This is a genomic window from Saccharothrix xinjiangensis (assembly GCF_039527585.1).
GTDB classification, from domain to species: Bacteria; Actinomycetota; Actinomycetes; order Mycobacteriales; family Pseudonocardiaceae; genus Actinosynnema; species Actinosynnema xinjiangensis.
This window is the reverse complement of record NZ_BAAAKE010000003.1, coordinates 329,939-353,901: the sequence shown is the minus strand read 5'-3', so window position 1 is coordinate 353,901 and position 23,963 is coordinate 329,939. Positions and strand designations below refer to the sequence as shown.

Sequence of the window (23,963 nt, the reverse complement as noted above, 5' to 3'; positions counted from 1 at the left end):
AGCCCGGACGTGCCGCATGATGCACCCATGTTGTCGACCAAGGGCGAGGACTTCCGCGCGTTCTGGACCGAGCGCCACCTGTGCACGCTGACCACGGTCCGGCGGGACGGCACGCCGCACGTCGTGCCGGTCGGCGTCACGCTGGACGTGGAGGCGGGCACCGCGCGCGTGATCACCTCGGGCGGTTCGCGCAAGGTCCGCCACGTCGAGGCCGCGGGCGAGGCGGGCGCGCCCGTCGCGGTGTGCCAGGTCGACGGCGCCCGCTGGTCGACGCTGGAGGGCCGGGCCGTGGTCCGCCGCGAACCCGACGCCGTCGCGGACGCCGAGCAGCGGTACGCCCGGCGCTACCGCACGCCGCGCCCCAACCCCGAGCGGGTGGTCATCGAGATCACCGTGACCCGCGTGCTGGGCACCGCCCGGTGATCGTCGTGGTCGGCATCGGCGCCGACGGGTGGGACGGGCTCCCGCACGCCTCGCGCCACGAGATCGCCTCCTGCCACGTGCTGATGGGCGGCGCCCGGCAGCTCGACCTCGTCCCGGGCGACTTCGAGCGGGTCCCGTGGCCCTCGCCGCTGCTGCCCGCCCTGCCCGGGCTGCTGGAGCGCCACCGCGGCCGGCGGGTCGCCGTGCTGGCCAGCGGCGACCCGATGTTCCACGGCATCGGCTCCACCCTGGTCCGGCTGCTGGGCGCGGACCGGGTGCGGGCCGTGCCGCACCCGTCGTCGGCGTCGCTGGCGTGCGCGCGGCTGGGCTGGGCGCTGGACGAGGTGGCGGTGGTGAGCCTGGTCGGCAAGCCCGCCGCGCTGCTCGTGCCGCACCTGCACCCCGGCCGGCGCGTCCTGGTGCTCGGCGGCGCGCCCCGCGAGGTCGCGGCCCTGGCCCCGGACGCCCGGGTCACCGTCCTGGAGCAGCTCGGCGGCCCGCGCGAACGCGTCCACCACGACCTCGACGACGCCGACCCGCTGCACGTGCTGGCCCTGGAGTGCGGCCGCGACGGCGCGTCGACCACCCCCGGCCTCCCCGACGACGCCTACGAGCACGACGGGCAGCTGACCAAGCGCGAGGTGCGCGCGGTGACCCTGGCGCTGCTCGCGCCGCGCCCCGGCGAGCTGCTGTGGGACGTGGGCGCGGGCGCGGGCAGCATCGCCGTCGAGTGGTGCCGCGCCCACCCGGCGTGCCGGGCGATCGCCGTCGAGCGGCACCCGGACCGCGCCGCCCGCGTCACCCGCAACGCCACCGCCCTGGGCGTGCCCGGCATCCGCGTCGTGGTGGGCGACTCGCCCGGCGCGCTGGACCTGGACCCGCCGGACGCGGTGTTCATCGGCGGCGGCCTGACCGCGCCGGGCGTGGTGGAGCGCTGCTGGGAAGCCCTGCGGCCGGGCGGCCGCCTGGTCGCCAACGCCGTCACCCTGGAGTCCGAGGCCGTCCTCACCCGCTGGCGGGCGCGCCTGGGCGGCGACCTGACCCGGCTGGAGGTCAGCCGCGCCGCCGCCGTCGGCGGCTTCACCGCCTGGCGGCCCCACCTGCCCGTGACCACGTGGGCCGTGACCAAGCCCGACACCCGAACCCAGACCGAGGAGGACCGGTGACCGTCCACTTCATCGGCGCGGGCCCCGGCGCGCCCGACCTGCTGACCCTGCGCGCCGCCCGCCTGCTCGCCGAGTCGCCCGTGTGCCTGTACGCGGGCGCGCTCGTGCCCACCGAGGTGCTCGCGCACTGCCCGCCGGGCGCCCGCCTGGTGGACACCGCGTCGCTCACCCTCGACGAGATCGTCGGCGAGCTGGCCGACGCGCACGCCGCCGGCCACGACGTGGCCCGCCTGCACTCCGGCGACCCGTCGGTGTTCAGCGCGGTGGCCGAGCAGATGCGCCGCCTCGACGCCCTGGCCATCCCCTACGACGTGACCCCGGGCGTGCCCGCCTTCGCGGCGGCGGCCGCGGCGCTGAACCGCGAGCTGACCGTGCCCGGCGTGGGCCAGACCGTCGTGCTCACCCGCACCGCCGCCCGCGCCACCCCCATGCCGCCGGGGGAGGACCTGGGCGCGCTCGGCGCGACCGGCGCCACGCTCGTGCTGCACCTGGCCGTGCAGCGGATCACCGAGGTGGTGGCCGACCTGCTGCCCCACCACGGCCCGGACTGCCCGGTGGCCGTGGTGGCGCGGGCCAGCCGCGACGACGAGGAGGTCCTCCGGGGCACCCTGGCCACCATCGCCGACCAGGTGCTGGCCGCCGGGATCAGGCGCACCGCCGTGATCGTGGTGGGCCGCGTGCTGACCGCCGAGGGCTTCCCCGACAGCCACCTCTACTCGGCCGACCGCTGCCGCTCGTGACCCGCCGGCCCGCCCGCGCGCCCGACCACGGTCCCCGCCCGGTCGATCACCACCACGTCCACCTCCACCGGCGCGCCCCGCAGCACCCCCTCCGCCACGGCCTTCGCCCGCGCCGCCACCAGGTCGCCCAGCGGCACACCGGCCTCCTGGCACACCCGCAGCGCGCCCAGCGCCGTGTTGGCCGCCCGCACCCGGGCGGCCACGTCGTCGTCGCCCACCAGCGACGCCAGGAAGCCCAGGTCGACCTGCGACCGGCCCGAGTGCAGGTCCAGGTGGCCGTCGGCGAGCTTGGACAGCTTGCCGATCCCGCCCGCCACGGTCAGCCGCGGCACGGGGTGGCGCCGCAGGTACTTCAGCACCGCCCCGGCGAAGTCGCCCATGTCCAGCAGCGCGTCCTCCGGCAGCCCGTGCAGCTCCGCCGCGACCTTCTCCGACGTGCTGCCGGTGCACCCGGCGACGTGCGCGCGGCCGGCCGCGCGCGCCACGTCGACGCCGCGCCGGATGCTGTCGATCCACGCCGAGCACGAGTACGGCACCACGATCCCGGTGGTGCCCAGGATCGACAGCCCGCCCAGGATGCCCAGCCGCGGGTTCCACGTGCGGCGCGCCAGCTCCTCGCCGTGCGCCACGGAGACCTCCACGACCACGTCGCCGCTGCCGCCGTGCTCGCGCGCCACCCGCTCGACGTGCTCGCGCATCATCCGGCGCGGCACGGGGTTGATCGCGGGCTCGCCGACGTCCAGCGGCAGGCCCGGCTTGGTCACCGTGCCGACGCCCGGCCCGGCGCGGAACACGACGCCGGAGCCCGGCTCGCCCGGCCGGACCGTCGCGCCGACCAGCGCGCCGTGCGTGACGTCCGGGTCGTCGCCCGCGTCCTTGACCACGAAGGCGGCGGCGAAGCCCGCGCCCAGCTCCTCCCGGGCCAGCGCGAAGGACGGCGTCTGCCCCTTGGGCAGCACGATGCCGACCGGGTCGGGGAACTCGCCGGTGAGCAGCGCCGTGTAGGCGGCGGTCGTCGCGGCCGTCGCGCAGGCGCCCGTCGTCCAGCCGAAGCGCAGTTCCGTGCTCACGACATCAGGATGCAACAACCGTGAGGACCGTGTTGGTCCTGGGTGGCACCGGGGAGGGCCGCGCGCTCGCCGGAGCCCTCACGGGCCTCAGGGTGATCTCCTCGCTGGCGGGCCGGGTGAGCGCGCCGAGGCTGCCGCCGGGCGAGGTGCGCGTCGGCGGCTTCGGCGGCGTGCCGGGTCTCGTCGACTACCTGCGGGCCGAGCGCGTCGACGCGCTCGTGGACGCCACGCACCCGTTCGCCGAACGCATCACCGCCAACGCCGCGGCCGCCACCGCGGAGACCGGCACGCCGTTCCTGGTGCTGCGCCGACCGCCGTGGCCGCCGCAGCACGACTGGACCTACGTGGACACCGTCGCCGACGCGGCCGCCGCGGTGCGGGGCAGGCGCGCCTTCATCACCACCGGCCGCCAGGAGCTGGCCCGCTTCACCACCGGCGTGGCCCGCACCGTCGACCCGCCGGAGGACCCGGCGCCGGGCCTGACCGTGGTCCTCGACCGCGGCCCCTACACCCTCGACGGCGAGCTGGCGCTGCTGCGCGAGCACGCCGTCGAGGTCCTGGTCACCAAGGACAGCGGCGGCCCGATGACGGCGGCCAAGCTGGCCGCCGCCCGTCACCTGGGCCTGCCGGTGGTCGTGGTGCGCCGCCCGCCCGCGCCCGACGCGCCGCTGGTGGAGACGGTCGAGGAGGCCGTGGCCTGGCTCACCGCGGGTAGCGGCGCGGGGTGAACACCGCGCCGCGCGCGGTCCACCGGGTCTGCGAGGAGCCGACCAGCAGCAGGCACCGCATGTCCACGGTGGACGCGTCCAGGTCGGCCAGCCGCACCACCCGCACGTCCTCCTCCGGACCGCCGACGTCGCGCCCGATCACCACGGGCGTGTCCGGCGACCGGTGCCGCAGCAGCACCTCCCGCGCCGACTCGACCTGCCACGTGCGGCTCCGGGACGCGGGGTTGTAGACGGCGAGCACCAGGTCCGCCCTCGCCGCCGCCTCCAACCTGCCCTCGATGACGTCCCACGGCTTGAGCCGGTCCGACAGCGACACCACGCAGTAGTCGTGCCCGAGCGGCGCGCCGACCCGGCTGGCCACCGCGTGCGCCGCGGTCAGCCCCGGCAGCACGCGCACCGGCACGTCGGCGAACTGCTCCTCGTCCGCGACCTCCAGCACCGCGCTCGCCATCGCGAACACGCCCGGGTCGCCCGACGACACCACCGCGACCCGCCGCCCCCGCTTGGCCAGGTCCAGGGCGAACGCGGCGCGCTCGGACTCCACCTTGTTGTCCGAGGCGTGCACCCGCTGCCGCGGACTGGCGTTCACCCGGTTCAGGTACGTCACGTACCCGACCAGGTCATCGGCCTCGGTCAGCGCCCGCCGCGCCTCCGGCGTCAGCCACTCCGGCCCGGCCGGGCCGAGCCCGACCACGACGACCTCGCCGCGGGCCTCGCGCCGCCGCTGCCCCCTGCTGGGCAGCACCGCCAGCGAGAAGTAGGGCACGCTCCCGGCGTCCACTTCGGACAGCGGCGCGGTGCGCTGCCCGCCGGTGGTGGCCCGCTCCACGTACCACGCCTCGTCCAGCCGCCCGGCCCGCTCCAGCGCCGCCCGCACCTGCGGGAACGTCCGACCCAGCTTCATGATCGCCACCGGGTCGCCGCCCGCCAGGTGCTCGACCAGCGCGTCGGCGGGCAGCGTGCCCGGCAGCACGGTCAGCACCTCGTCCCGCTCCACCAGCGGCCGGCCGAGCACCGCCGCGCCCGCGCTGACCGACGTCACCCCGGGCACCACCTCGGCCTCGTACCGGTGCGCCAGCCGCTTGTGCAGGTGCATGTACGACCCGTAGAAGAACGGGTCGCCCGCCGCCAGCACGACCACCACGCGCCCGGCGTCGAGGTGCGCGGCCAGCCGCCGCGCGCACTCCTCGTAGAAGGCGTCGATCTCGCCCTGGTAGTCGTCCGAGTCCTCGGTCGTCACCGGGTAGACCAGCTGCTCCTCGACCTGACCCGGCCGCAGGTAGGGCTCGGCGACCCGGCGCGCCACGCTCCGGCCGTGCCGCGCGCTGTGGAACACCACCACGTCCGCCTCGGAGATCAGCCGCGCCGCCTTGACGGTCACCAGCTCCGGGTCGCCCGGACCCACCCCGACGCCGTATAGCTTGCCGCTCATTCTTCCTCGCTCGCGATCGCGTTGACCGCCGCGGCGGTCATGGCGCTGCCGCCGCGACGCCCGCGCACGACCAGGTGCTCCAGCCCCAGGCGGTTGTCCGCCAGCGCGTCCTTCGACTCGGCCGCGCCGATGAAGCCGACCGGCACGCCCAGCACCGCGGCGGGCTTCGGCGCGCCCGCGGCGACCAGGTCCAGCAGGTGGAACAGGGCCGTGGGCGCGTTGCCGATCGCCACCACCGCGCCGCCCATCCTCTCGCCCCACAGCTCCAGCGCCGCGGCGCTGCGCGTGTTGCCGAGCTCCTCGGCCAGCGCGGGCACCCGCGGGTCGCCCAGCAGGCACAGCACCTCGTTGTCGGCGGGCAGCCGCCGCCTGGTCACGCCCGAGGCCACCATCTGCGCGTCGCACAGCACCGGCGCGCCGGCCAGCAGCGCCTCCCGCGCCGCCCGCACGACGCCCGGCGAGAAGCCCACGTCGTCGACGAGGTCGACCATGCCGCACGCGTGGATCATCCGGACCACCACCCGCGCCACGTCCGCGGGGAAGCGCCCCAGGTCGGCCTCGGCCCGGATGGTGGCGAACGACCGGCGGTAGATCTCCGCGCCGTCCCTGACGTAGCTGGTCACCTGATCTCCTCGTACCCGTCGCCGGTGGCGACGAACTCCACGACGTCCCCGGCCGGCCGCCCGCACCGCCGCGCGCAGCCCGACCAGTGCACGCGGCCCGCGTGCGGGGCGCCGACCCACCGGGCGACATCGGCCCGCACGTCGCTCAACGACTTCGCGCACCCCGGCCGCCCGGTGCACGCGCTCACCCCGTGCCACGGCGAGTCCGCCGACGTGAACAACCCCGTCGTGTCGGTGCCCAGCGGCACCACCACGCTCCGCCACGGCGTCACCCGGACGGGCACACCGGCCAGCAGCCGGGCGTCCAACCGCCCCAGCGGCACCCCGGCGACGACGACCGAACCGACGGGCCCCGGTGCGACGGGCGTCACAACGGCGGGCAGCCGCTCGTCGCCCGCGCCGCCCAGCGCCGCGGTGATCTTCCCCACACCGCCGTCCACTTCGGACAGCCGCCAGGCGTTGCCGCGCAGCTCCCGGAACAGCCGCGCCACCCTCACCACCGCCGCCACCGGGTCGGTCACCCGGATCCCTGAATCGACACCGGCCAGGAACAACGCGTCACCGACCAGCCCGACGTCACCCGCCAGGCCGCTGACACCGCGACCGACGGTGACCAGGAAGCGGCCGGGCAGGTCGGCCAGCTCCGGCGCCGCGCACAGCGCCGCGTCGATCGCGTCGACCAGCGCCTGGTTGTCCGCCAGCGGGTCGGCGACGACGTTCCGCACCCGCTCGTGCGTCAGCGAGGGCAGCAGCCCGGCCTCGCGCAGCCGCGCCGCCAGTTCCGACTCCGCTCCCTCCGCGAGGCCCCTGAGCTGCACGTTCGCCCGCGAGGTCAGCTCAAGGGCGCCGTCGCCCAGCTCCAGCGCGGCGGTGCGCAGCACGTCCCACCGGGCGGCGCTCAGGGTGCCGCCGGGCACCCGCACGCGCGCCAGCCCGCCGTCGGCGGCGCGGTGCACCTCGACGGCGCCGGGGCAGGCGTCCGGGCGATCTCGGTCGGTGGACATGGGCTGGATGCTAACCACCAACTAGGGTGACCTCCGAACGGCGAAGCAACAGGAGGAAGCCGGTGCGAATCCGGCGCGGTCCCGCCACTGTGACCGGGGGCAGTCCCCGGGAGTCAGGAACTCCGCCCGCCGTCCCCTACGACCTGGGGCGAGGACCCCCGAGGGATGGAGCCCGCACGTGATCCTGCTGCTGTCGACCTCCGACACCGACCTGCTGTCCGCCCGCGCGAGCGGCGTCGGCTACCGCCTGGCCAACCCGGCCCGCACCGCCCCCGAGGACCTGCCCGACCTGCTGCGGGACGTCGACCTGGTCGTCGTCCGCATCCTGGGCGGGCGGCGCATGTGGGAGGAGGGCCTGGACGCCCTCCTGGCCGGTCCGCGCCCCGTCGTCGTCCTGGGCGGCGAGCAGCACCCCGACGCCGAGCTGATGGAGCTGTCGACCGTCCCCGCGGGCGTCTGCGCCGAGGCGCACGCCTACCTGGCCCACGGCGGCGCGACCAACCTCGCCCAGCTGCACCACTTCCTGTCCGACACGGTCCTGCTCACCGGCCACGGCTTCAACGCGCCGGAACCGGCCCCCGCGTGGGGGTTGCTCGACCGCGAGCGGAAGGGCGACGGCCCCACCGTCGCCGTCCTGTACTACCGGGCCCACCACGTGGCCGGCAACACGGCCTTCGTGCACGCCCTCTGCGACGCGATCGAGGCCAAGGGCGGCGCCCCGCTGCCGATCTTCTGCGCCTCCCTGCGCTCCGCCGACGAGGGCCTGCTCGCCGAGCTGCGCACCGCGGACGCCCTCGTCGTCACCGTCCTGGCCGCGGGCGGCACCAAGCCCGCCACCGCGTCGGCGGGCGGCGACGACGACGCGTGGGACGTGGGCGCCCTGGCGGCCCTCGACGTCCCCATCCTCCAGGGGCTCTGCCTCACCACCAGCCGCGCGGCCTGGGACGAGAACGACGACGGGCTGTCACCGCTGGACACCGCGACCCAGGTCGCGATCCCCGAGTTCGACGGCCGCATCATCACCGTCCCGTTCTCCTTCAAGGAGGTCGACGAGGACGGCCTCACCGTCTACGTGGCCGACCCCGAGCGCGCCGCCCGCGTCGCGGGCCTCGCCGTCCGCCACGGCAGGCTCCGCCACGTGCCGCCCGCGGAGCGCCGCGTCGCCGTCATGCTCTCCGCCTACCCCACCAAGCACTCGCGCATCGGCAACGCCGTCGGCCTGGACACCCCGGCCAGCGTCGTCGGCCTCCTCGCCGCGCTGCGCGACCGCGGCTACGACATCGGCGACGACCTGCCCGGCGTGGACAACCAGGACGGCGACGCCCTCATCCACGCCCTCATCGCCGCGGGCGGCCAGGACCCCGACTGGCTCACCGAGGAACAGCTGCGCGGCAACCCCGTCCGCCTGCCGGCGAGCCGCTACCGGGCCTGGCACGACACGCTCCCCGACGACCTCAAAGAGGCCATGGAGCACCACTGGGGCGAAGCGCCGGGCACCCTCTTCGTGGACGGCTCCGACATCGTCCTGGCGGCCCTGCGCTCCGGCAACGTCGTCGTCATGGTCCAGCCGCCGCGCGGCTTCGGCGAGAACCCCATCGCCATCTACCACGACCCGGACCTGCCCCCGAGCCACCACTACCTGGCCGCCTACCGCTGGCTCGAAGAGGAGTTCCGGGCCGACGCCGTCGTCCACGTCGGCAAGCACGGCAACCTGGAGTGGCTGCCCGGCAAGACCGCCGGCATGTCCGCGTCCTGCGGCCCCGACGCCGCCCTCGGCGACCTCCCGCTCATCTACCCGTTCCTGGTCAACGACCCCGGTGAGGGCACCCAGGCCAAGCGCCGCGCCCACGCCACCCTCGTCGACCACCTCGTGCCCCCGATGACCCGCGCCGACAGCTACGGCGACATCGCCAGGCTCGAACAGCTCCTCGACGAGCACGGCGCCATCGCCGCCATGGACCCGGCCAAGCTCCCGGCCATCCGGGCCCAGATCTGGACCCTCATCCAGGCCGCCAAGCTGGACCACGACCTCGGCCTGGAGGACCGCCCGCACGACGCCGAGTTCGACGACCTCCTGCTCCACGTCGACGGCTGGCTGTGCGAGATCAAGGACGTCCAGATCCGCGACGGCCTCCACGTCCTCGGCCAGGCGCCCACCGGCGAGGCCCGCGTCAACCTCGTCCTGGCGATCCTCCAGGCCAGGCAGATGTGGGCGGGCCGGACGGCGGCGCTGCCCGGCCTCCGCGAAGCCCTCGGCCTCGACACCACCGACCGCACCGCCACCGACCGCGTCGAGGCGCGGGCCCGCGCCCTGGTCCAGGCGATGGAGGACGCGGGCTGGGACCGCGCCACCGCCCGCACCCTCACCGACGACGAGGACGTGGCGCGGATCCTGGAGTTCGCGGCCGACGAGGTGGTCCCGCGCCTGGCCCGCACCACCGACGAGCTGACCAACGTCCTCCACGCCCTCGACGGCGGCTACGTCCCGGCCGGCCCCTCCGGCTCGCCGCTGCGCGGCCTGGTCAACGTCCTGCCCACCGGCCGCAACTTCTACTCCGTCGACCCCAAGGCGGTGCCGTCCCGCCTGGCCTGGGAAACGGGCCAGGCCATGGCCGACTCGCTGCTCGCCCGCTATCGCGAGGACACGGGGGAGTGGCCGCCCTCCGTCGGACTGTCGGTCTGGGGCACCAGCGCCATGCGCACGTCCGGCGACGACATCGCCGAGGTCCTCGCCCTGATGGGCGTCAGGCCCACCTGGGACGACCAGTCCCGCCGCGTGACCGGCCTCGAAGCGATCCCGCTCGCGGAACTGGGCCGCCCGCGAATCGACGTCACGGTCCGCATCAGCGGTTTCTTCCGCGACGCGTTCCCGCACGTGGTCGCACTGCTCGACGACGCCGTCCACCTCGTGGCCGACCTGGACGAGGACCCCGCCGACAACCACGTCCGCGCCCACACCCAAGCCGACCTGGCGGTCCACCACGACCCCCGCCGCGCCACCCTGCGCATCTTCGGCAGCAAACCGGGCGCGTACGGCGCGGGCCTCCTCCCGCTCATCGACAGCCGCAACTGGCGCGACGACGCCGACCTGGCCGAGGTCTACGCGGTCTGGGGCGGCTACGCCTACGGCCGCGACCTCGACGGGACGGAAGCGCGGGCCGACATGGAAACGGCCTACAAGCGCATCGCCGTAGCTGCGAAGAACATCGACACCCGCGAACACGACATCGCCGACTCGGACGACTACTTCCAATACCACGGCGGCATGATCGCCACGGTCCGCGCCCTCACCGGAAAAGCCCCGGCCGCCTACATCGGCGACAACACCCGCCCGGAGAACGTCCGCACCCGAACCCTCCACGAAGAGACCAACCGCATCTTCCGGGCCCGGGTGGTCAACCCCCGCTGGCTCGCCGCGATGCGCAAGCACGGTTACAAGGGCGCATTCGAACTGGCCGCCACCGTCGATTACCTCTTCGGCTACGACGCCACCACCGGCGTGGTGGCGGACTGGATGTACGAACAACTGGCCGCCACCTACGTCATGGACCCCGAGAACCAGAAGTTCATGACGGAGTCCAACCCCTGGGCCCTCCACGGCATCGCCGAACGCCTGCTGGAAGCCGCCAACAGGGGCATGTGGGAGCACCCGGACCCGAACACCCTGGAAGCCCTGCAAGCGGTCTACCTCCAGACCGAGGGCGACCTGGAACAAGACTGACCGACACCGACCGCCCCCGGTCACCGCCCTCAACCGCCCACCCCGGCCGCCCCGCCCACCCCGACCGCCGCAGGCGGCACGAACCAAATGAACAAAGGTCACCGCGCTCGTCCTCTCCCGTATGGCCTGGGCGCAGCCCGACCGCGCTTGTCAAGGGGTGTCGCACGCCCTTCGCGACACCCCTTGACAAGTGTGGTTGCCTTTGGCAGGCCATGCGGGAGAGGACGAGCCCGCTTTTCCCCCTCCTGGCGGCCTGCCATGCGGCGAGCTGCTCTTTTCCCGTGAACCCGGCGTTCACGTTCGAGCAACGGTTCACGAGCCACGCTCGCCGCTGGGCAGACCTCCGGGGGGAAGAGCACAAGCTCGTGTTCCCCCGCATGGCCTGCCAAAGGCAACCACCCTTGTCAAGGGGTTCCGGATAAAGCGCCCGGAACCCCTTGACAAGCGCGGTAGGGCTGCGCCCAGGCCATACGGGGGAACACGAGCTGCCCCGCAGTTCACGAGCGCGCGATGTCCGTAGGTGGTTATGTGCGTTGTGCGAGTGGCTGTGCGTTCCGGCTGTGCGTTCCGGAGGCGCGTTCGGCAGTGCGTTCCGGAGGCGCGTTCCCGCACTGCTGCGGTCTGGCTGCGCGTTCCGGCAGTGCGAGGACCGTGTTCGGTGCTGATCACATCACTCGCTGTGCGACCCCGGCTTGGCCGTGTGCTCAGTTGGAAACGGATCTACAACAGATCCACAACTGAGACGCCGACTCCGGGTCCGTGAGTGGTGAACGTGTGACTCTGAGGTGCGAAAGGAAGAACTCGCAGGTCGCGGGGGTATGGTCCACCCGAGGGGTAAACCGAGCGTGTCCGACCGGTCTACGCAAGGTGCCTGAACGGACCATCCGGCACCCGGCTACCAGAATCGTTCCAGCGGCGCAAATGTCGCAACGTCGGTAACAGCGCGGACACGAGAGCTTGACACAACTCCGTGGCGCGAACCACACTCCCCCAAAACCTGGGAGCGCTCCCAGAACGTTCACCGCCGATCAACTGAGGAGTTCTCGTGCGCTACCGTAGAGCGGGCTTGGCCAAGGCGCTGGCCTGTACCGCAGTGGTCGCCCTGGCCGCTACGGCCTGTGGCTCGGGTGGTTCCACCACCACTTCCGATGGCAAGACCGTGCTGACGATCGCCACGTTCAACGAGTTCGGCTACGAGGAACTCTTCAAGGAGTACGAGGCGGCCAACCCGAACGTCAAGATCGAGCAGCGCAAGACCGGTCAGGGTGCGCCCCACCACCAGAACCTCTTCACCAAGCTGACCGCCGGCTCCGGTCTCGCCGACATCGAGGGCATCGAAGAGGGCTACCTGGCCAAGGTCATGGCCCAGTCCAGCAAGTTCGAGGACCTGAAGAAGATCGGTCCGTCGGACGTCCGCGAGGACCGCTGGCTCCAGTGGAAGGTCGACGCCGTCACCACCAAGGACGGCAAGCTGATCGGTTACGGCACCGACATCGGCCCGCTGGCGATGTGCTACCGCAAGGACCTCCTCGAGGCCGCCAACATGCCGTCCGACGCCGAGGGCGTCAAGGCGCTGTTCGAGAACTGGGACTCCTACTTCGCGGCGGGTGACCAGTACGTGAAGGCCACCGGCAAGGCGTGGTTCGACTCCGCCTCCCAGGTCTTCAACCCGATGCACAACCAGGAGAAGGTCGGCTACTTCGACGCCGACGACAAGCTCGCCATCGAGACCAACAACGACAAGAAGCTCTTCGAGCAGGTCGTCAAGGCCGTCGAGGGTGGCCAGTCGGCGAAGCTGGTCGCGTGGAGCGACGAGTGGAAGCGCGGCTTCAAGGAGTCGGCGTTCGCCACCAAGGTCTGCCCGTCCTGGATGCTGGGCGGCATCCGCGAGAACTCCGGCCCCGAGCACAAGGGCAAGTGGGCCGTCAGCGCCTCCTTCCCGGGTGGCGGCGGCAACTGGGGCGGTTCGTACCTGGCCGTCCCGACGCAGGGCAAGAACAAGGAAGAGGCCGCCAAGCTGGCCGCGTGGCTGACCGCGCCCGAGCAGCAGATCAAGGCCTTCAAGGCCAAGGGCACCTTCCCGAGCCAGACCCAGGCCCTGATCTCGCCCGAGCTGCTGAACCAGACCGACGAGTACTTCGGCGGCGAGAAGGTCGGTCTGCTCTTCGCCGAGCAGGCGAACAAGGTCCCGGCGGCCCAGTACAAGGGCCCTGAGGACGGCGCGATCCAGGAGAACGTGATTGCCCCGGCCCTCCAGTCGGTCGAGCAGGGCACCTCCGGCGCGGACGCGTGGAACACGGTCGTCGAGGGAGCCAAGAAGGCTGCCAAGTAATGACGACCGAATTGACGGTCACGAGCGGGCGGGGCGCCGAGCCCCGCCCGCCGCGGCGCGAAGACAACGATGACATCACGCCCGCCAAGGTGAACTGGCGGCACCGGCTGACCCACCTCGACGTCAAGGTCTCGCCGTACCTCTACATCGCACCGTTCTTCATCGTGTTCGGCCTCGTGGGCCTGTTCCCGCTGCTGTACACCGCCTACCTCTCCCTCTTCGACTGGGAGATGGGCGCCGACGAGCAGCCGTTCGTCGGGTTGGACAACTACACCACGCTGTTGGCCGACTCGCAGTTCTGGAACGCGATGGTCAACACGCTGAGCATCTTCGTGCTCTCCAGCGGTCCCCAGGTGGTCGTGGCGGTGCTGCTGGCCGCCCTGCTCAACACCGCGCTGCGCGGGCGCACCGCCTGGCGCATGGGCGTGCTGCTGCCCTACGTGGCCAGCCTGGTGGCGCTGACGATCATCTTCGCCAACCTGTTCGGCCCGCAGTACGGCATGGTCAACAACATCCTGGAGTTCGTCGGGATCGACCGGATCGACTGGCAGGCCGAGCGCTGGTGGAGCCACGTCGCCATCGCCACCATGGTCAACTGGCGCTGGACCGGCTACAACGCGTTGATCGTGCTGGCCGCCATGCAGGCCATCCCGCGCGACGTCTACGAGGCGGCCTGGGTGGACGGCGCGAGCAAGATGCGCCAGTTCTTCAGCATCACCCTGCCGCTGCTGCGCCCGACGATGATCTTCGTGGTGGTCACCTCGACCATCGGCGGTCTCCAGATCTTCACCGAGCCGAAGCTGTTCGCGCCCGCGGGCAGCAACAACGGCGGTTCGCAGAACCAGTACCAGACCGTCGTGCTCTACATGTACCAGTCCGGCTTCGAGGGCTTCGACCTCGGCTACGCGTCAGCGATCGCCTGGGTCCTGTTCCTGGTCATCATCGGGATCGCCGGCGTCAACTTCCTGATCACCAGGCGACTCGCATCCACCGGAGGATCATGATGGCCGTCATCCACGGGCGTCGGACCGTCGTCGAGCGGCCGCCGGACAAGGGCGCCGGGAAGGGCAAGGGCACGCTGTCCGACCGCCGCCCTGGGTTCACCGTCTACGGCATCCTGATCGCCTTCATCCTGGGCTCGGCGTTCCCGTTCTACTGGTCCTACGTGGTGGCCAGCCACAACGACGCGGACATCAAGGGCGACCCGCCGCTGATCCCGGGCGGCAACTTCTTCGCCAACGCCAACCGCGTGCTCGACACCATCCCGTTCTGGAAGGCGCTGGGCAACAGCGTCATCGTCTCCGGCACGGTCACCCTGTCGGTGGTCATCCTGTCCACTTTGGCGGGATTCGCGTTCGCGAAGCTGCGGTTCAAGGGTCGCGGCCCGCTGATGGTGTTCGTCGTCGCCACCCTGGCCGTGCCCACCCAGCTCGGCATCATCCCGCTCTTCATGACGATGTCGGAGCTGGGGTGGTCCGGCACGCTCGGCGCGGTCATCGTGCCCAACCTGGTGACCGCCTTCGGCGTGTTCTGGATGCGCCAGTACATCGCCGACGCCGTGCCCGACGAGCTGATCGAGGCCGCCCGCATGGACGGTTGCAGCATGATCCGCACGTTCTGGCACGTGTGCCTGCCCGCGGTGCGCCCGGCGGCGGCCATGCTCGGCATCTTCACGTTCATGACGTCGTGGAACGACTTCCTCTGGCCGCTGATCGTGCTCGACCCGTCCGACCCGACCATGCAGGTCGCCCTGGAGAAGCTCCAGAGCGGCTACTACGTCGACAACACGCTCGTGCTCGCCGGGACCACGATGGCCACGGTCCCGATCTTGATCGTCTTCCTCGTACTCGGTCGGCAGATCGTCGCCGGGATCATGCAGGGTGCTGTGAAGGGGTAGCTGTGGAGTCGATTTCCTTTCCCGAGGGATTCGTGTGGGGCGCCGCGACCGCGGCGTTCCAGATCGAGGGCGCGACCACCGCGGACGGTCGCACCGCGTCCATCTGGGACACGTTCTGCAAGACGCCGGGTGCGGTGGTGGGCGGTGACACGGGGGACCCCGCCGCGGACCACTACTACCGCGTCGACGAGGACGTCCAGCTGATGGTCGACCTCGGGCTGCACGCGTACCGGTTCTCCACCGCCTGGCCGCGCATCCGCCCCGACGCGGGTCCGGTCAACCAGGCGGGCCTGGACTTCTACTCCCGGCTGGTCGACAAGCTGCTGGAGAACAACGTCACCCCGTGGCTGACCCTCTACCACTGGGACCTCCCGCAGACGCTGGAGGACGCGGGCGGCTGGGCCAACCGCGACACGGCGTACCGCTTCGCGGAGTACGCCGAGTCGGTCGTCGGCGCGCTGGGCGACCGGGTGACCAACTGGACCACGCTGAACGAGCCGTGGTGCTCGTCGCTGCTCAGCTACGCCGCGGGCATCCACGCCCCGGGCCGCCAGGAGCCGGAGGCCGCCGTGGCCGCCGTGCACCACCTGCTGCTCGCGCACGGCCTGGCCACCGCGGCCATCCGGGAGCAGACGCCGGCCGCCAAGATCGGGATCACGCTGAACATGTACCCGATCATCCCGGCGGACCCGGACGACCCGGCCGACCTGGACGCCGCCCGCAGGCTGGACGGCCTCCAGAACCGGATCTTCCTCGACCCGCTGTTCAAGGGGGAGTACCCGGCCGACATCGTCGCGGACCTGGAGCCCTACGGGTTCTCCAAGCACATCCGCGAGAACGACCTGGAGATCATCTCCGCGCCGTTGGACCAGCTGGGCGTCAACTACTACGCCGAGCACTTCGTCAGCGGCACCCCCGCGGCGGAGTCCGACGCGCCGGTCCAGACCAATGGGCGTCGCCCGACCGGCTCACCCTGGGTGGGCGCCGAGCACGTCACGTTCCCCAGCCGGGGCCTGCCCCGGACGGACATGGACTGGGAGGTCGAGCCGAACGGCCTGTACAAGGTGCTCAAGCGGGTGCACGAGGACTACCCGAGCATCCCGCTGTACGTGACCGAGAACGGGGCCGCGTACCGGGACGCCGTCGACGAGGACGGCGCGATCAACGACGTGGAGCGCCGCGACTACATCGACTCCCACCTCCGGGCGGCCCACGCGGCCATCCGGGAAGGCGTCGACCTGCGCGGCTACTTCGCGTGGTCGCTCATGGACAACTTCGAGTGGGCCGAGGGTTACGCCAAGCGGTTCGGGATCGTGCATGTCGACTACGAGACCCAGGTCCGGACGCCTAAGATGAGCGCCATGTGGTACTCGCAGGTTGCCCGTGGCAACGCTCTCGCGGCGACGGTCGCTCCGTGACCGATGCCGTTGAACCGCCCAAAGCACGACGACCGAACACCCGGCTGGAGGAGGTCGCTCGTGCCGCCGGGGTGTCCAAGTCGACCGTGTCCCGGGTGATCAACGGCGAGCCGTACGTGAGCTCCAAGGCGCGCGAGGCCGTCCACCAGGCCATCACGCAGCTCGGTTACAGCCCCAACCAGGCCGCCCGGACGCTCGCGGGGAGCAGGGCGAACTGCATCGCCCTGGTCGTCTCCGAGCAGGGCAGCCGCGTGCTGGCGGACCCGTTCTTCGCCGGTGTGCTGCGCGGCGTGAACGCCGAGCTGGCGGGCAAGCGGGTCCAGCTCGTCCTCATGATGAGCAAGGAGGGGGACGAGCAGGACCTGGTGAACTACCTCTGCGGCGGCCACGTGGACGGCGTGCTGGTGATCAGCCTGCACGGCCAGGACCCGCTGCCCCGCACGCTCGCCGACGCGGGCCTGCCGACCGTCGTCGGCGGCAGGCCCCTCGGCGCGGGCGGAGTGCCCTATGTGGACTCCGACAACTTCAACGGCGCCATGGAGGCGGCTCGCTACCTGGTCTCGCTGGGTCGCCGGCGCATCGCCACCATCGCCGGTCCCCGGGACATGGCGGTGGGCATGGACCGGCTCTCGGGCTGGAAGCGCGGCATCAGCCAGGCCCGGATGGACGCCGACCTGGTGGCCTACGCGACGGACTTCACCCCGGAGAGCGGCGCGGCGGCCATGGCCGACCTGCTCCGGCGGGAACCGGCGCTGGACGCGGTGTTCGTCGGCGCGGACATCATGGCCCTGGGCGCGCTCCAGACCCTGCACGCGCACGGCAAGAAGGTGCCCGACGACGTGGCCGTGGTCGGCTTCGACGACCTGATGATCGCCTCGACCGCGGTGCCGCCGCTGACCACGATCCGCCAGGACGTGGAGCAGTTGGGCCGCACCATGACGTGGCGGTTGATGGCGGAGCTGGCAGGGGAGGAGAACCTCCCGCCGTTCCTGCTCCTGCCGACCTCGATGGTCACCCGCGTGAGCGCCTGAGCACGACCTCCGCGAACCGGTCGGCGGCACGTCCGCCGGCCGGTTCCGCGCGTCCGGGGCCGGGCGTTCGGCGCGGTCCGCGGGTCCAGGGGCTTGGCGTTCTGTCCGTTCTGCGCGTTCAAGGCCCGGCCCTCGGCCGGTTCCGCGCGTTCCCGAGGTCCGGCATTCCGTCCGTTTCGCACCGCGAGTCCTTTTCGCTCGGTCATTCGATCGGTTGAACCGCCTCGTTCACGGAACATCACTCGGATGGCGTAGCCGAGCCTCTTGCTGAGTGCCGATCGGCCTGGCTAACGTCCCTTAACACAGTCTGGGAGCGCTCCCAGAAACACCGAGCGCCCCCGGAGCGCGACCGCGCCGGCACCGGGCACCGACCCGCGACCCGGCGCCCGCGCACCCCGGAGAGCCTGGGAGGAGGCGGTTCCCTCTCGCCCCCGCCTCCTCCCACCCCCCGCGCAAAGGAGCGCAGGCACGATGGCAGCCAGAGCCACCCCGGCCCGGTACCCGGTACCGCACGGCGCCCGCCGCCGCGCGGACGGGGGGAGCGGACTCGCGAAGAGGTTGCTGGCGCTGACCTCCGGCGTCCTCGCCGCGTTCGGCCTGGTCGCGGTCACCAGCGCGACCAGCCCCGACTCGCCCGCGCCCCAGGTGGACACCTCCTCCGTGGCGGAGGTCGTCCAAGAGCACCGCTGGCGCAACGCGGAGATCGAGGGCGGCGGCTTCGTGCCGGGCATCGTGTTCAGCCAGGCTGAGCAGGACCTGGTCTACGCCCGCACCGACATCGGCGGCGCCTACCGGCGGGACCGGGCCACCGGCCGCTGGACCCCCCTGCTCGACTGGGTCGGCTGGGACCGGTGGGGCTACAACGGCGTGGCGAGCATCGCGCCCGACCCCACCGACGCCGAGCGCGTCTACGCCGCGGTCGGCATGTACACCAACAGCTGGGACCCGAACAACGGCGCGATCCTGCGCTCGTCCGACCGGGGCCGCACCTGGCAGGTCGCCGAGCTGCCGTTCAAGGTCGGCGGCAACATGCCCGGACGGGGCATGGGCGAGCGGCTGGCCGTCGACCCGAACGACGGCCGCGTCCTGCACTTCGGCGCGCCCAGCGGCAAGGGCCTGTGGCGCAGCACCGACCGCGGCGCCACGTGGTCGCAGGTCACGAGCTTCCCCAACCCGGGCAACTACGTCGCCGACCCGAACGACCCCAACGGCTACGCCAACGACATCCAGGGCGTCGTCTGGATCACCCACGACCCCAGGTCGTCCTCGCCCGGCAGCCCCTCGAAGACCATCTACGCGGGCGTCGCCGACAAGGACAACACCGTCTACCGCAGCACCGACGCGGGCGCGACGTGGACCCGGCTGGCGGACCAGCCGACCGGCTACATCGCCCACAAGGGCGTGCTGGACACCGAGGGCGGCTTCCTCTACCTGGCCACCAGCGACACCGGCGGCCCGTACGACGGCGGCAAGGGCGACGTGTGGAAGCACGACACCGCCACCGGGGCCTGGACGCGGATCAGCCCCGTCCCCTCGACCAGCCCCGAGGCCCACTTCGGCTACAGCGGCCTGACCGTGGACCGGCAGGACCCGGACACGCTGATGGTCGCCAGCCAGATCTCCTGGTGGCCCGACGTCATCCTCTTCCGCAGCACCGACGGCGGCGCCACGTGGACCCGGGCCTGGGACTTCACCGACTACCCCGACCGGAGCTTCCGCTACCGGATGGACATCAGCTCCTCGCCGTGGCTGAGCTGGGGCGCGAACCCGCAGCCGCCCGAGGTCGCGCCGAAGCTCGGCTGGATGGTGGAGTCGCTGGAGATCGACCCGTTCGACTCCGACCGGATGCTCTACGGCACCGGCGCGACCGTCTACGGCAGCACCGACCTGCTGAAGTGGGACGCCGGCGAGCAGATCACGATCAAGCCGAGCGCGGCGGGCCTGGAGGAGACCGCGGTGCTCGACCTGATCAGCCCGCCCACCGGTGACGCGCCGCTGATCAGCGGCCTGGGCGACATCGGCGGGTTCCGGCACACCGACCTGACCCGCGTGCCGCCGATGATGTTCACCCAGCCGAACTTCACCACGACCACCAGCCTGGACTACGCCGAGGGCAACTCCTCGGTGGTGGTGCGCTCCGGCAACGTCGACGACCAGCCGAACGTGGCGTTCTCCACCGACGCGGGCGTGAACTGGTTCGCGGGCTCCGAACCGGCGGGCGTCACCGGTGGCGGCACGGTCGCGGCGGCGGCCGACGGCAGCCGGTTCGTGTGGTCGCCGGCCGGCGCGGGCGTCCACCACTCGATCGGCTTCGGCACCTCGTGGGCGCCGTCCGCGGGCGTGCCGGCGGGCGCGGTCGTCGAGTCCGACCGGGTGAACCCGAACAAGTTCTACGCCCTGGCCGGCGGTCGCCTCCACACCAGCACCGACGGCGGCGCGACGTTCACCGCGGGCGCGGAGGCGCCGGGCGCCACCAGGCTCAAGGCGACCCCCGGCCACGAGGGCGACGTCTGGTTGGTCGGCCAGGGCGGCCTGTACCGCTCGACCGACTCCGGCGCCACGGTCAAGCGCAACAGCCACGTCGGCCGGGGCGTGAACATCGGGTTCGGCAAGGCCGCGCCCGGCAAGACCTACCCGACGATCTTCGCGGTGCTGACCGTCGGCATCGGCGTGGACGGCGTCTTCCGGTCCGAGGACCTCGGGTACGACGGGGTGGGTTCGGGCTGGGTGCGCATCAACGACGACGCCCACCAGTACGGCAACATGGGCGAGGCGATCACCGGGGACCCGAGGGTCTACGGGCGCGTCTACCTGGGCACCAACGGCCGCGGCATCCTCGTCGCCGACCCGGACGGCCCGATCGTGACCACCCACCCGTGGCCGCCCTCGACGACCACGACCACTACGACCACCACGACGACGACCACCACCACTGCGCCACCGGCCTCGTGCTCGGTGGAGTACAAGGTCGTCAACCAGTGGAGAGGTGGCTTCACCGGTTCGGTGAGGCTCGCCAACCGGGGGACCGGCGCCATCACGGGCTGGGACCTCGGCTGGTCGTTCGCGAACGGCCAGCAGATCACCAACAGCTGGAACGGCAGGGCGACCCAGTCGGGCGCCGCCGTCTCGGTGACCAACGAGGGATGGAACAGGACCGTCGCCGCGGGTGGCTCGGTGGAATTCGGTTTCCAGGCGAGCTGGCAGGGCAGCAACGTCACACCCACCGGCTTCACCCTGAACGGCAGGACCTGTTCGACCGCCTAGCGGTGCCCTCGTTCGGCCCCGGCGGCGCGGTCGCAAGACCCGGGCTGCGCCGCCGGGGCCGCCAGGACCCCACCGGCGCTCGCCGCGAACAGCAGTGCCACTTCCCGGGAGCGTGCCGGACGCTCCCGGGAAGTGGATCGCGGCGCCGGTGGGGTTCCGGAGGATGCGGCCTCCCCCGGACAGCGCCCCCCGGACAGCGCCCCCTCAGCCGCACGGGCGGCTGTACTCCAGCGCGCCGACCGCGGCCACGTACTGCTGCCACTCCTCGCGCGTGATGTCGGCCTCCACCAGGTCGCACATCTCCTGCCGCGCGGTGTCGAAGTCGAAGTCCCAGTCGCGGAACGTGCCGTCCGCCCTGGTCGTCGTCACCCGCGTGGGGTCGTCGCCGAACGACACGCCGTAGATCCGGTCGGTGCGCCCGGCGATCCGGCCCTGCTCGACCGGCCGGGTCCGGTCCGCGAGGCTCCACAGCGCCACCTTGTCGTCCTTGCCGACGGTGGCCAGCGCCAGGCCGTCGCGGCGGAAGCCCAGGGCGCTGATCGCCTCCGGGTGCGCCTTGCGCGACCACAGCTCGCGCGGCGCCCACCGGTTGGTCCGGTCCCAGACCCGCACCTGGCCGCTCGGGAAGCCGACCGCGAGCGTGCCGGCGTCCGGGGTGAGCGCGACCGCCGAGATCGCCTTGCCCAGCGGCTGCTGGCCGACCCGCTGGGGCTGGTCGAGGTCGGTCAGGTCCCACATCCGGATGAGGCCCGCGTCGTCGTAGGTGACCACCACGTCGCCGGTGGGGCTGAACGCGATGCCGTCCAGCGGGCGGTCGTGGCCGATCAGGCGGGACCGCTTCACCGGGCGGTCGGGGTCCGACCAGTCCCACACCACCACCTCGTTGATCTCGGAGACGGTGACCACGACCTGCGCGAGGGGGTCCATCGCGAGCCGCACCACGGGGAAGTCGAAGGTGTGCGCGACCACCGGCTCGATCGCGTCGGTGATGTTCCAGACGGCGGCCTCCCGGTTCCGCAGCGTGGTGGCGAACGCCTGCGACACCGAGTTCTCCGCGGTCGAGGTCACCACCAGGTCGGGCACGTCGCGGGCGGTGATGCTGCGGTACTGGTCGAGGGCCGGCACCGGCACCCGGTCGTTGGGCAGCCGCGCGCCGTCCGGGCTCAGGCCCTCGCCGAACGTCGACCGGCTGACCAGGTCCTCCCCGCTCGCCGCGTGCGCGCTCAGCACACCGTCGCGCAGGGCGTCGGTGGGGTTGAGCTGGTGGGCGGCGATGGCGAGCTGGTCGGCCAGCCGGGGGTCGCTCGCGCGCAGCGCCTGCGCCTGGTTGGCGACGTACCAGGCGGCCGACGAGCGCCAGCCCTCGGCGGCCTCGTTCTGCGCCCGGATGGCGTAGAAGACCGCGCTGCCCGCGCACACCAGCAGCACGGCCAGCAGCGCGACGAGCTGCCGCAGCCGTCGGGTGCGGCGGTGGGCGACGTGCCGCTCGCGGTCGCGGGCCTGGAGGCTCTCGGCCAGGAAGTCCCGCTCCTGGGCGCTGGTGCGCACGCCGTCGCGCCGCGTCCACTCCAGGGCGGAGTCCAGCCGGGTGCCCCGGTACAGCGCGTCCGGGTCGCGGCCGAGCGACACCCAGGTGGCGGCGGCCTCGGTGAGCCGGCGCATCGTGCGCAGGCCCTCGCGGTCCTCGGCGAGCCAGCCGCGCAGCCGGGGCCAGGAGCGGATCAGCGCCTCGTGCGCGATCTCCACGCGGTCCCGGTCCAGCGTGAGCAGCCGGGCGTGGGCGAGCCGGTCGAGCACGACGTCCAGGTCGGGGTCGGCGTCCAGCTCGGCGCGCGGCAGCCGCCGCTTGGTGTCCTCGGTGCCGTCGCCCAGCGCGGTGAGCCGCAGGAACACCTGCCGGGCCAGCTCGCGCTGCTGCCGCTCCAGCGAGGTGAAGGTGCGCTCGGCGGTCTGCGCGATGGCGTGCTGGATGCCGCCCGCCGCCTCGTACCCGGCCAGCGTCAGCGCCTTGCCGCGCCGGCGGCGCCAGGTCTCCAGCAGCGCGTGCGACATCAGCGGCAGCACGCCCGGCTGGCCGGTCGCGTCCGCGATCAGCCGCGACACCAGCGCGGTCTCCACCGTGCACGACGCCTTCACGGCGGGCCGCATGATGACCTGGCGCAGCTCCTCCGGGCCCATCGGCCCGAGCAGCAGCTGGCCGTTGGTGATCGTCGCCGCCAGCACCGGGTGCTGCGCGCAGTGCCCGTAGAAGTCGGCGCGCACGCCCACCACGACCCGGCACGGCGCGGTCAGCAGCGCGTCGACGAACGCGGCCCGCTGGTCGGCGTCCGGGCAGAGGGTGAAGACCTCCTCGAACTGGTCCACGATCAGCAGGTCGACGGACAGGTCGAGCAGCTCGGCGCGAACCCCCAGCTCACCGGGCGTGGTCACGGCGACTCGGCCCTCGACCCGGGGCACCAGCCCGGCGCGCAGCAGCGACGACTTGCCCGCGCCGGAGGCGCCGAACACCGCGACGAACCGGCGTGCCGCGATGCGCCGGCCCAGCTCGTCGAGCAGGTCGTCGCGGCCGAAGAACCACTCGGCGTCCTCGGTGCCGTACGCGGTCAGCCCGACGTAGGGCGGGCAGGCCTCGTCCTGGGCGGTCTCGTGGCCGGGCAGCACCTCGGCGGCGACCTGCCGCCAGCGGTCCTCCCACTCGGTCACGTCGCCCTCGCAGGCGCGCACGTACGCCAGCGTCACGGCGAGCGTGGGCAGCCTGCGCCCGCCCGCCGCGTCGGACAGGGTCGTGGCGGAGTAGTGGGCGCGCGCGCCCATCTGCCGGTAGCTCTGGCCGCCGGCCCTGTCGCGCAGCGACCTGAGGTCCGCGGCGAACCTGAGCAGCGGGCCTTCGCCGACGTCCAACGGGCGCTCTCCACGCGGCACCGGGTCACCCCCCTGAGCAGTCCCCGGCCCTGGGCGTCCGAGGTGCCGTCCAGGCTGTCAGAACGGGCCCGCGCGCACCTCCACATCCGAGGTGCGCATCCGGGTGATGACTTCAGGTGCTTGACCTGTCACACACCGCACCGACGTGCCACAACACCCGCCGGCCCGCCCCGAACGCAGAACTCGCCCGCC

General features: G+C 72.8%; 16 protein-coding genes and 1 riboswitch. Of the genes, 11 read left to right on the top strand and 5 right to left on the bottom strand.

What is annotated here, in order from left to right; genetic code table 11:
- Nucleotides 1-27 precede the first annotated feature (27 nt).
- The 3 genes from ABD223_RS09755 to cobM are packed head-to-tail and all read left to right on the top strand — an operon-like array spanning nucleotide 28 to nucleotide 2,329.
- Nucleotides 28-423, top strand: coding sequence for a pyridoxamine 5'-phosphate oxidase family protein (locus ABD223_RS09755; protein ID WP_344035693.1), 396 nt, complete (start codon nucleotides 28-30; stop codon nucleotides 421-423).
- On the top strand, nucleotides 420-1,589 hold the full coding sequence (gene cbiE, locus ABD223_RS09750) for a precorrin-6y C5,15-methyltransferase (decarboxylating) subunit CbiE (protein ID WP_344035692.1): 1,170 nt from the start codon (nucleotides 420-422) through the stop codon (nucleotides 1,587-1,589). Before ABD223_RS09755 ends, cbiE begins: the two co-directional genes overlap by 4 nt.
- Entirely contained in the window at nucleotides 1,586-2,329 is a 744-nt protein-coding gene (cobM, locus tag ABD223_RS09745) for a precorrin-4 C(11)-methyltransferase (RefSeq protein ID WP_344035691.1), read from the top strand. The genes cbiE and cobM overlap by 4 nt, the downstream gene beginning before the upstream one ends.
- Here cobM and ABD223_RS09740 read toward each other — a convergent pair.
- The gene (locus tag ABD223_RS09740; protein WP_344035690.1) at nucleotides 2,302-3,399 is read right to left on the bottom strand and encodes a cobalt-precorrin-5B (C(1))-methyltransferase; all 1,098 of its coding nucleotides are present in this window, start codon (nucleotides 3,397-3,399) and stop codon (nucleotides 2,302-2,304) included. The two genes, cobM and ABD223_RS09740, sit on opposite strands and share 28 nt — an antisense overlap.
- Nucleotides 3,400-3,419: 20 nt before the next feature.
- Here ABD223_RS09740 and ABD223_RS09735 point away from each other — a divergent pair, with 20 nt between their 5' ends.
- Nucleotides 3,420-4,127 carry a cobalt-precorrin-6A reductase gene (locus ABD223_RS09735; protein ID WP_344035689.1) on the top strand — a complete coding sequence of 236 codons (708 nt, stop codon included), beginning with the start codon at nucleotides 3,420-3,422 and terminating at the stop codon, nucleotides 4,125-4,127.
- Here ABD223_RS09735 and cobJ read toward each other — a convergent pair.
- Genes cobJ through ABD223_RS09720 form a run of 3 tightly spaced genes read right to left on the bottom strand, consistent with a single transcriptional unit; the run spans nucleotide 4,102 to nucleotide 7,186 of the window.
- On the bottom strand, nucleotides 4,102-5,559 hold the full coding sequence (gene cobJ, locus ABD223_RS09730; RefSeq protein ID WP_344035687.1) for a precorrin-3B C(17)-methyltransferase: 1,458 nt from the start codon (nucleotides 5,557-5,559) through the stop codon (nucleotides 4,102-4,104). The two genes, ABD223_RS09735 and cobJ, sit on opposite strands and share 26 nt — an antisense overlap.
- Entirely contained in the window at nucleotides 5,556-6,182 is a 627-nt protein-coding gene (locus ABD223_RS09725) for a precorrin-8X methylmutase (RefSeq protein ID WP_344035686.1), read from the bottom strand. The genes cobJ and ABD223_RS09725 overlap by 4 nt, the downstream gene beginning before the upstream one ends.
- Nucleotides 6,179-7,186, bottom strand: coding sequence for a hypothetical protein (locus tag ABD223_RS09720; protein WP_344035685.1), 1,008 nt, complete (start codon nucleotides 7,184-7,186; stop codon nucleotides 6,179-6,181). The genes ABD223_RS09725 and ABD223_RS09720 overlap by 4 nt, the downstream gene beginning before the upstream one ends.
- A 52-nt stretch (nucleotides 7,187-7,238) precedes the next feature.
- Nucleotides 7,239-7,309: riboswitch (cobalamin riboswitch) on the top strand.
- 55 nt (nucleotides 7,310-7,364) lie between these two features.
- Between ABD223_RS09720 and cobN the strand changes: the two genes are divergently transcribed.
- From cobN to ABD223_RS09685, 7 genes are all read left to right on the top strand, one after another.
- Nucleotides 7,365-10,907 (top strand): cobaltochelatase subunit CobN, encoded by a 3,543-nt coding sequence (gene cobN, locus ABD223_RS09715; RefSeq protein WP_344035684.1) that lies wholly within the window; start codon nucleotides 7,365-7,367, stop codon nucleotides 10,905-10,907.
- Nucleotides 10,908-11,952: 1,045 nt separating this feature from the next.
- Nucleotides 11,953-13,239 (top strand): ABC transporter substrate-binding protein, encoded by a 1,287-nt coding sequence (locus tag ABD223_RS09710; RefSeq protein WP_344035683.1) that lies wholly within the window; start codon nucleotides 11,953-11,955, stop codon nucleotides 13,237-13,239.
- Entirely contained in the window at nucleotides 13,239-14,243 is a 1,005-nt protein-coding gene (locus tag ABD223_RS09705) for a carbohydrate ABC transporter permease (RefSeq protein ID WP_344035682.1), read from the top strand. Before ABD223_RS09710 ends, ABD223_RS09705 begins: the two co-directional genes overlap by 1 nt.
- Complete coding sequence (locus ABD223_RS09700; RefSeq protein ID WP_344035681.1) at nucleotides 14,243-15,136, top strand: carbohydrate ABC transporter permease; 894 nt, start codon at nucleotides 14,243-14,245, stop codon at nucleotides 15,134-15,136. The genes ABD223_RS09705 and ABD223_RS09700 overlap by 1 nt, the downstream gene beginning before the upstream one ends.
- 11 nt (nucleotides 15,137-15,147) lie before the next feature.
- The gene (locus tag ABD223_RS09695; protein WP_344035883.1) at nucleotides 15,148-16,554 is read left to right on the top strand and encodes a GH1 family beta-glucosidase; all 1,407 of its coding nucleotides are present in this window, start codon (nucleotides 15,148-15,150) and stop codon (nucleotides 16,552-16,554) included.
- Entirely contained in the window at nucleotides 16,551-17,585 is a 1,035-nt protein-coding gene (locus ABD223_RS09690; protein ID WP_344035680.1) for a LacI family DNA-binding transcriptional regulator, read from the top strand. The genes ABD223_RS09695 and ABD223_RS09690 overlap by 4 nt, the downstream gene beginning before the upstream one ends.
- Before the next feature lie 471 nt (nucleotides 17,586-18,056).
- The gene (locus ABD223_RS09685; protein WP_344035679.1) at nucleotides 18,057-20,849 is read left to right on the top strand and encodes a cellulose binding domain-containing protein; all 2,793 of its coding nucleotides are present in this window, start codon (nucleotides 18,057-18,059) and stop codon (nucleotides 20,847-20,849) included.
- A 204-nt stretch (nucleotides 20,850-21,053) separates the two neighbouring features.
- On the opposite strand, the gene ABD223_RS09680 is transcribed toward ABD223_RS09685, so the two are convergent.
- Nucleotides 21,054-23,771: an nSTAND1 domain-containing NTPase gene (locus ABD223_RS09680; protein ID WP_344035678.1), complete on the bottom strand. Its 2,718-nt coding sequence runs from the start codon at nucleotides 23,769-23,771 to the stop codon at nucleotides 21,054-21,056.
- Nucleotides 23,772-23,963: the final 192 nt, after the last annotated feature.

Bases quoted from the DNA above. Each gene is read 5' to 3' on its own strand.
- ABD223_RS09700 (WP_344035681.1), top strand. From the start codon at position 14,243: ATGGCCGTCATCCACGGGCGTCGGACCGTCGTCGAGCGGCCGCCGGAC.
- ABD223_RS09755 (WP_344035693.1), top strand. From the start codon at position 28: ATGTTGTCGACCAAGGGCGAGGACTTCCGCGCGTTCTGGACCGAGCGC.
- ABD223_RS09720 (WP_344035685.1), bottom strand. From the start codon at position 7,186: ATGTCCACCGACCGAGATCGCCCGGACGCCTGCCCCGGCGCCGTCGAG.
- ABD223_RS09705 (WP_344035682.1), top strand. From the start codon at position 13,239: ATGACGACCGAATTGACGGTCACGAGCGGGCGGGGCGCCGAGCCCCGC.
- ABD223_RS09685 (WP_344035679.1), top strand. From the start codon at position 18,057: ATGGCAGCCAGAGCCACCCCGGCCCGGTACCCGGTACCGCACGGCGCC.
- cobJ (WP_344035687.1), bottom strand. From the start codon at position 5,559: ATGAGCGGCAAGCTATACGGCGTCGGGGTGGGTCCGGGCGACCCGGAG.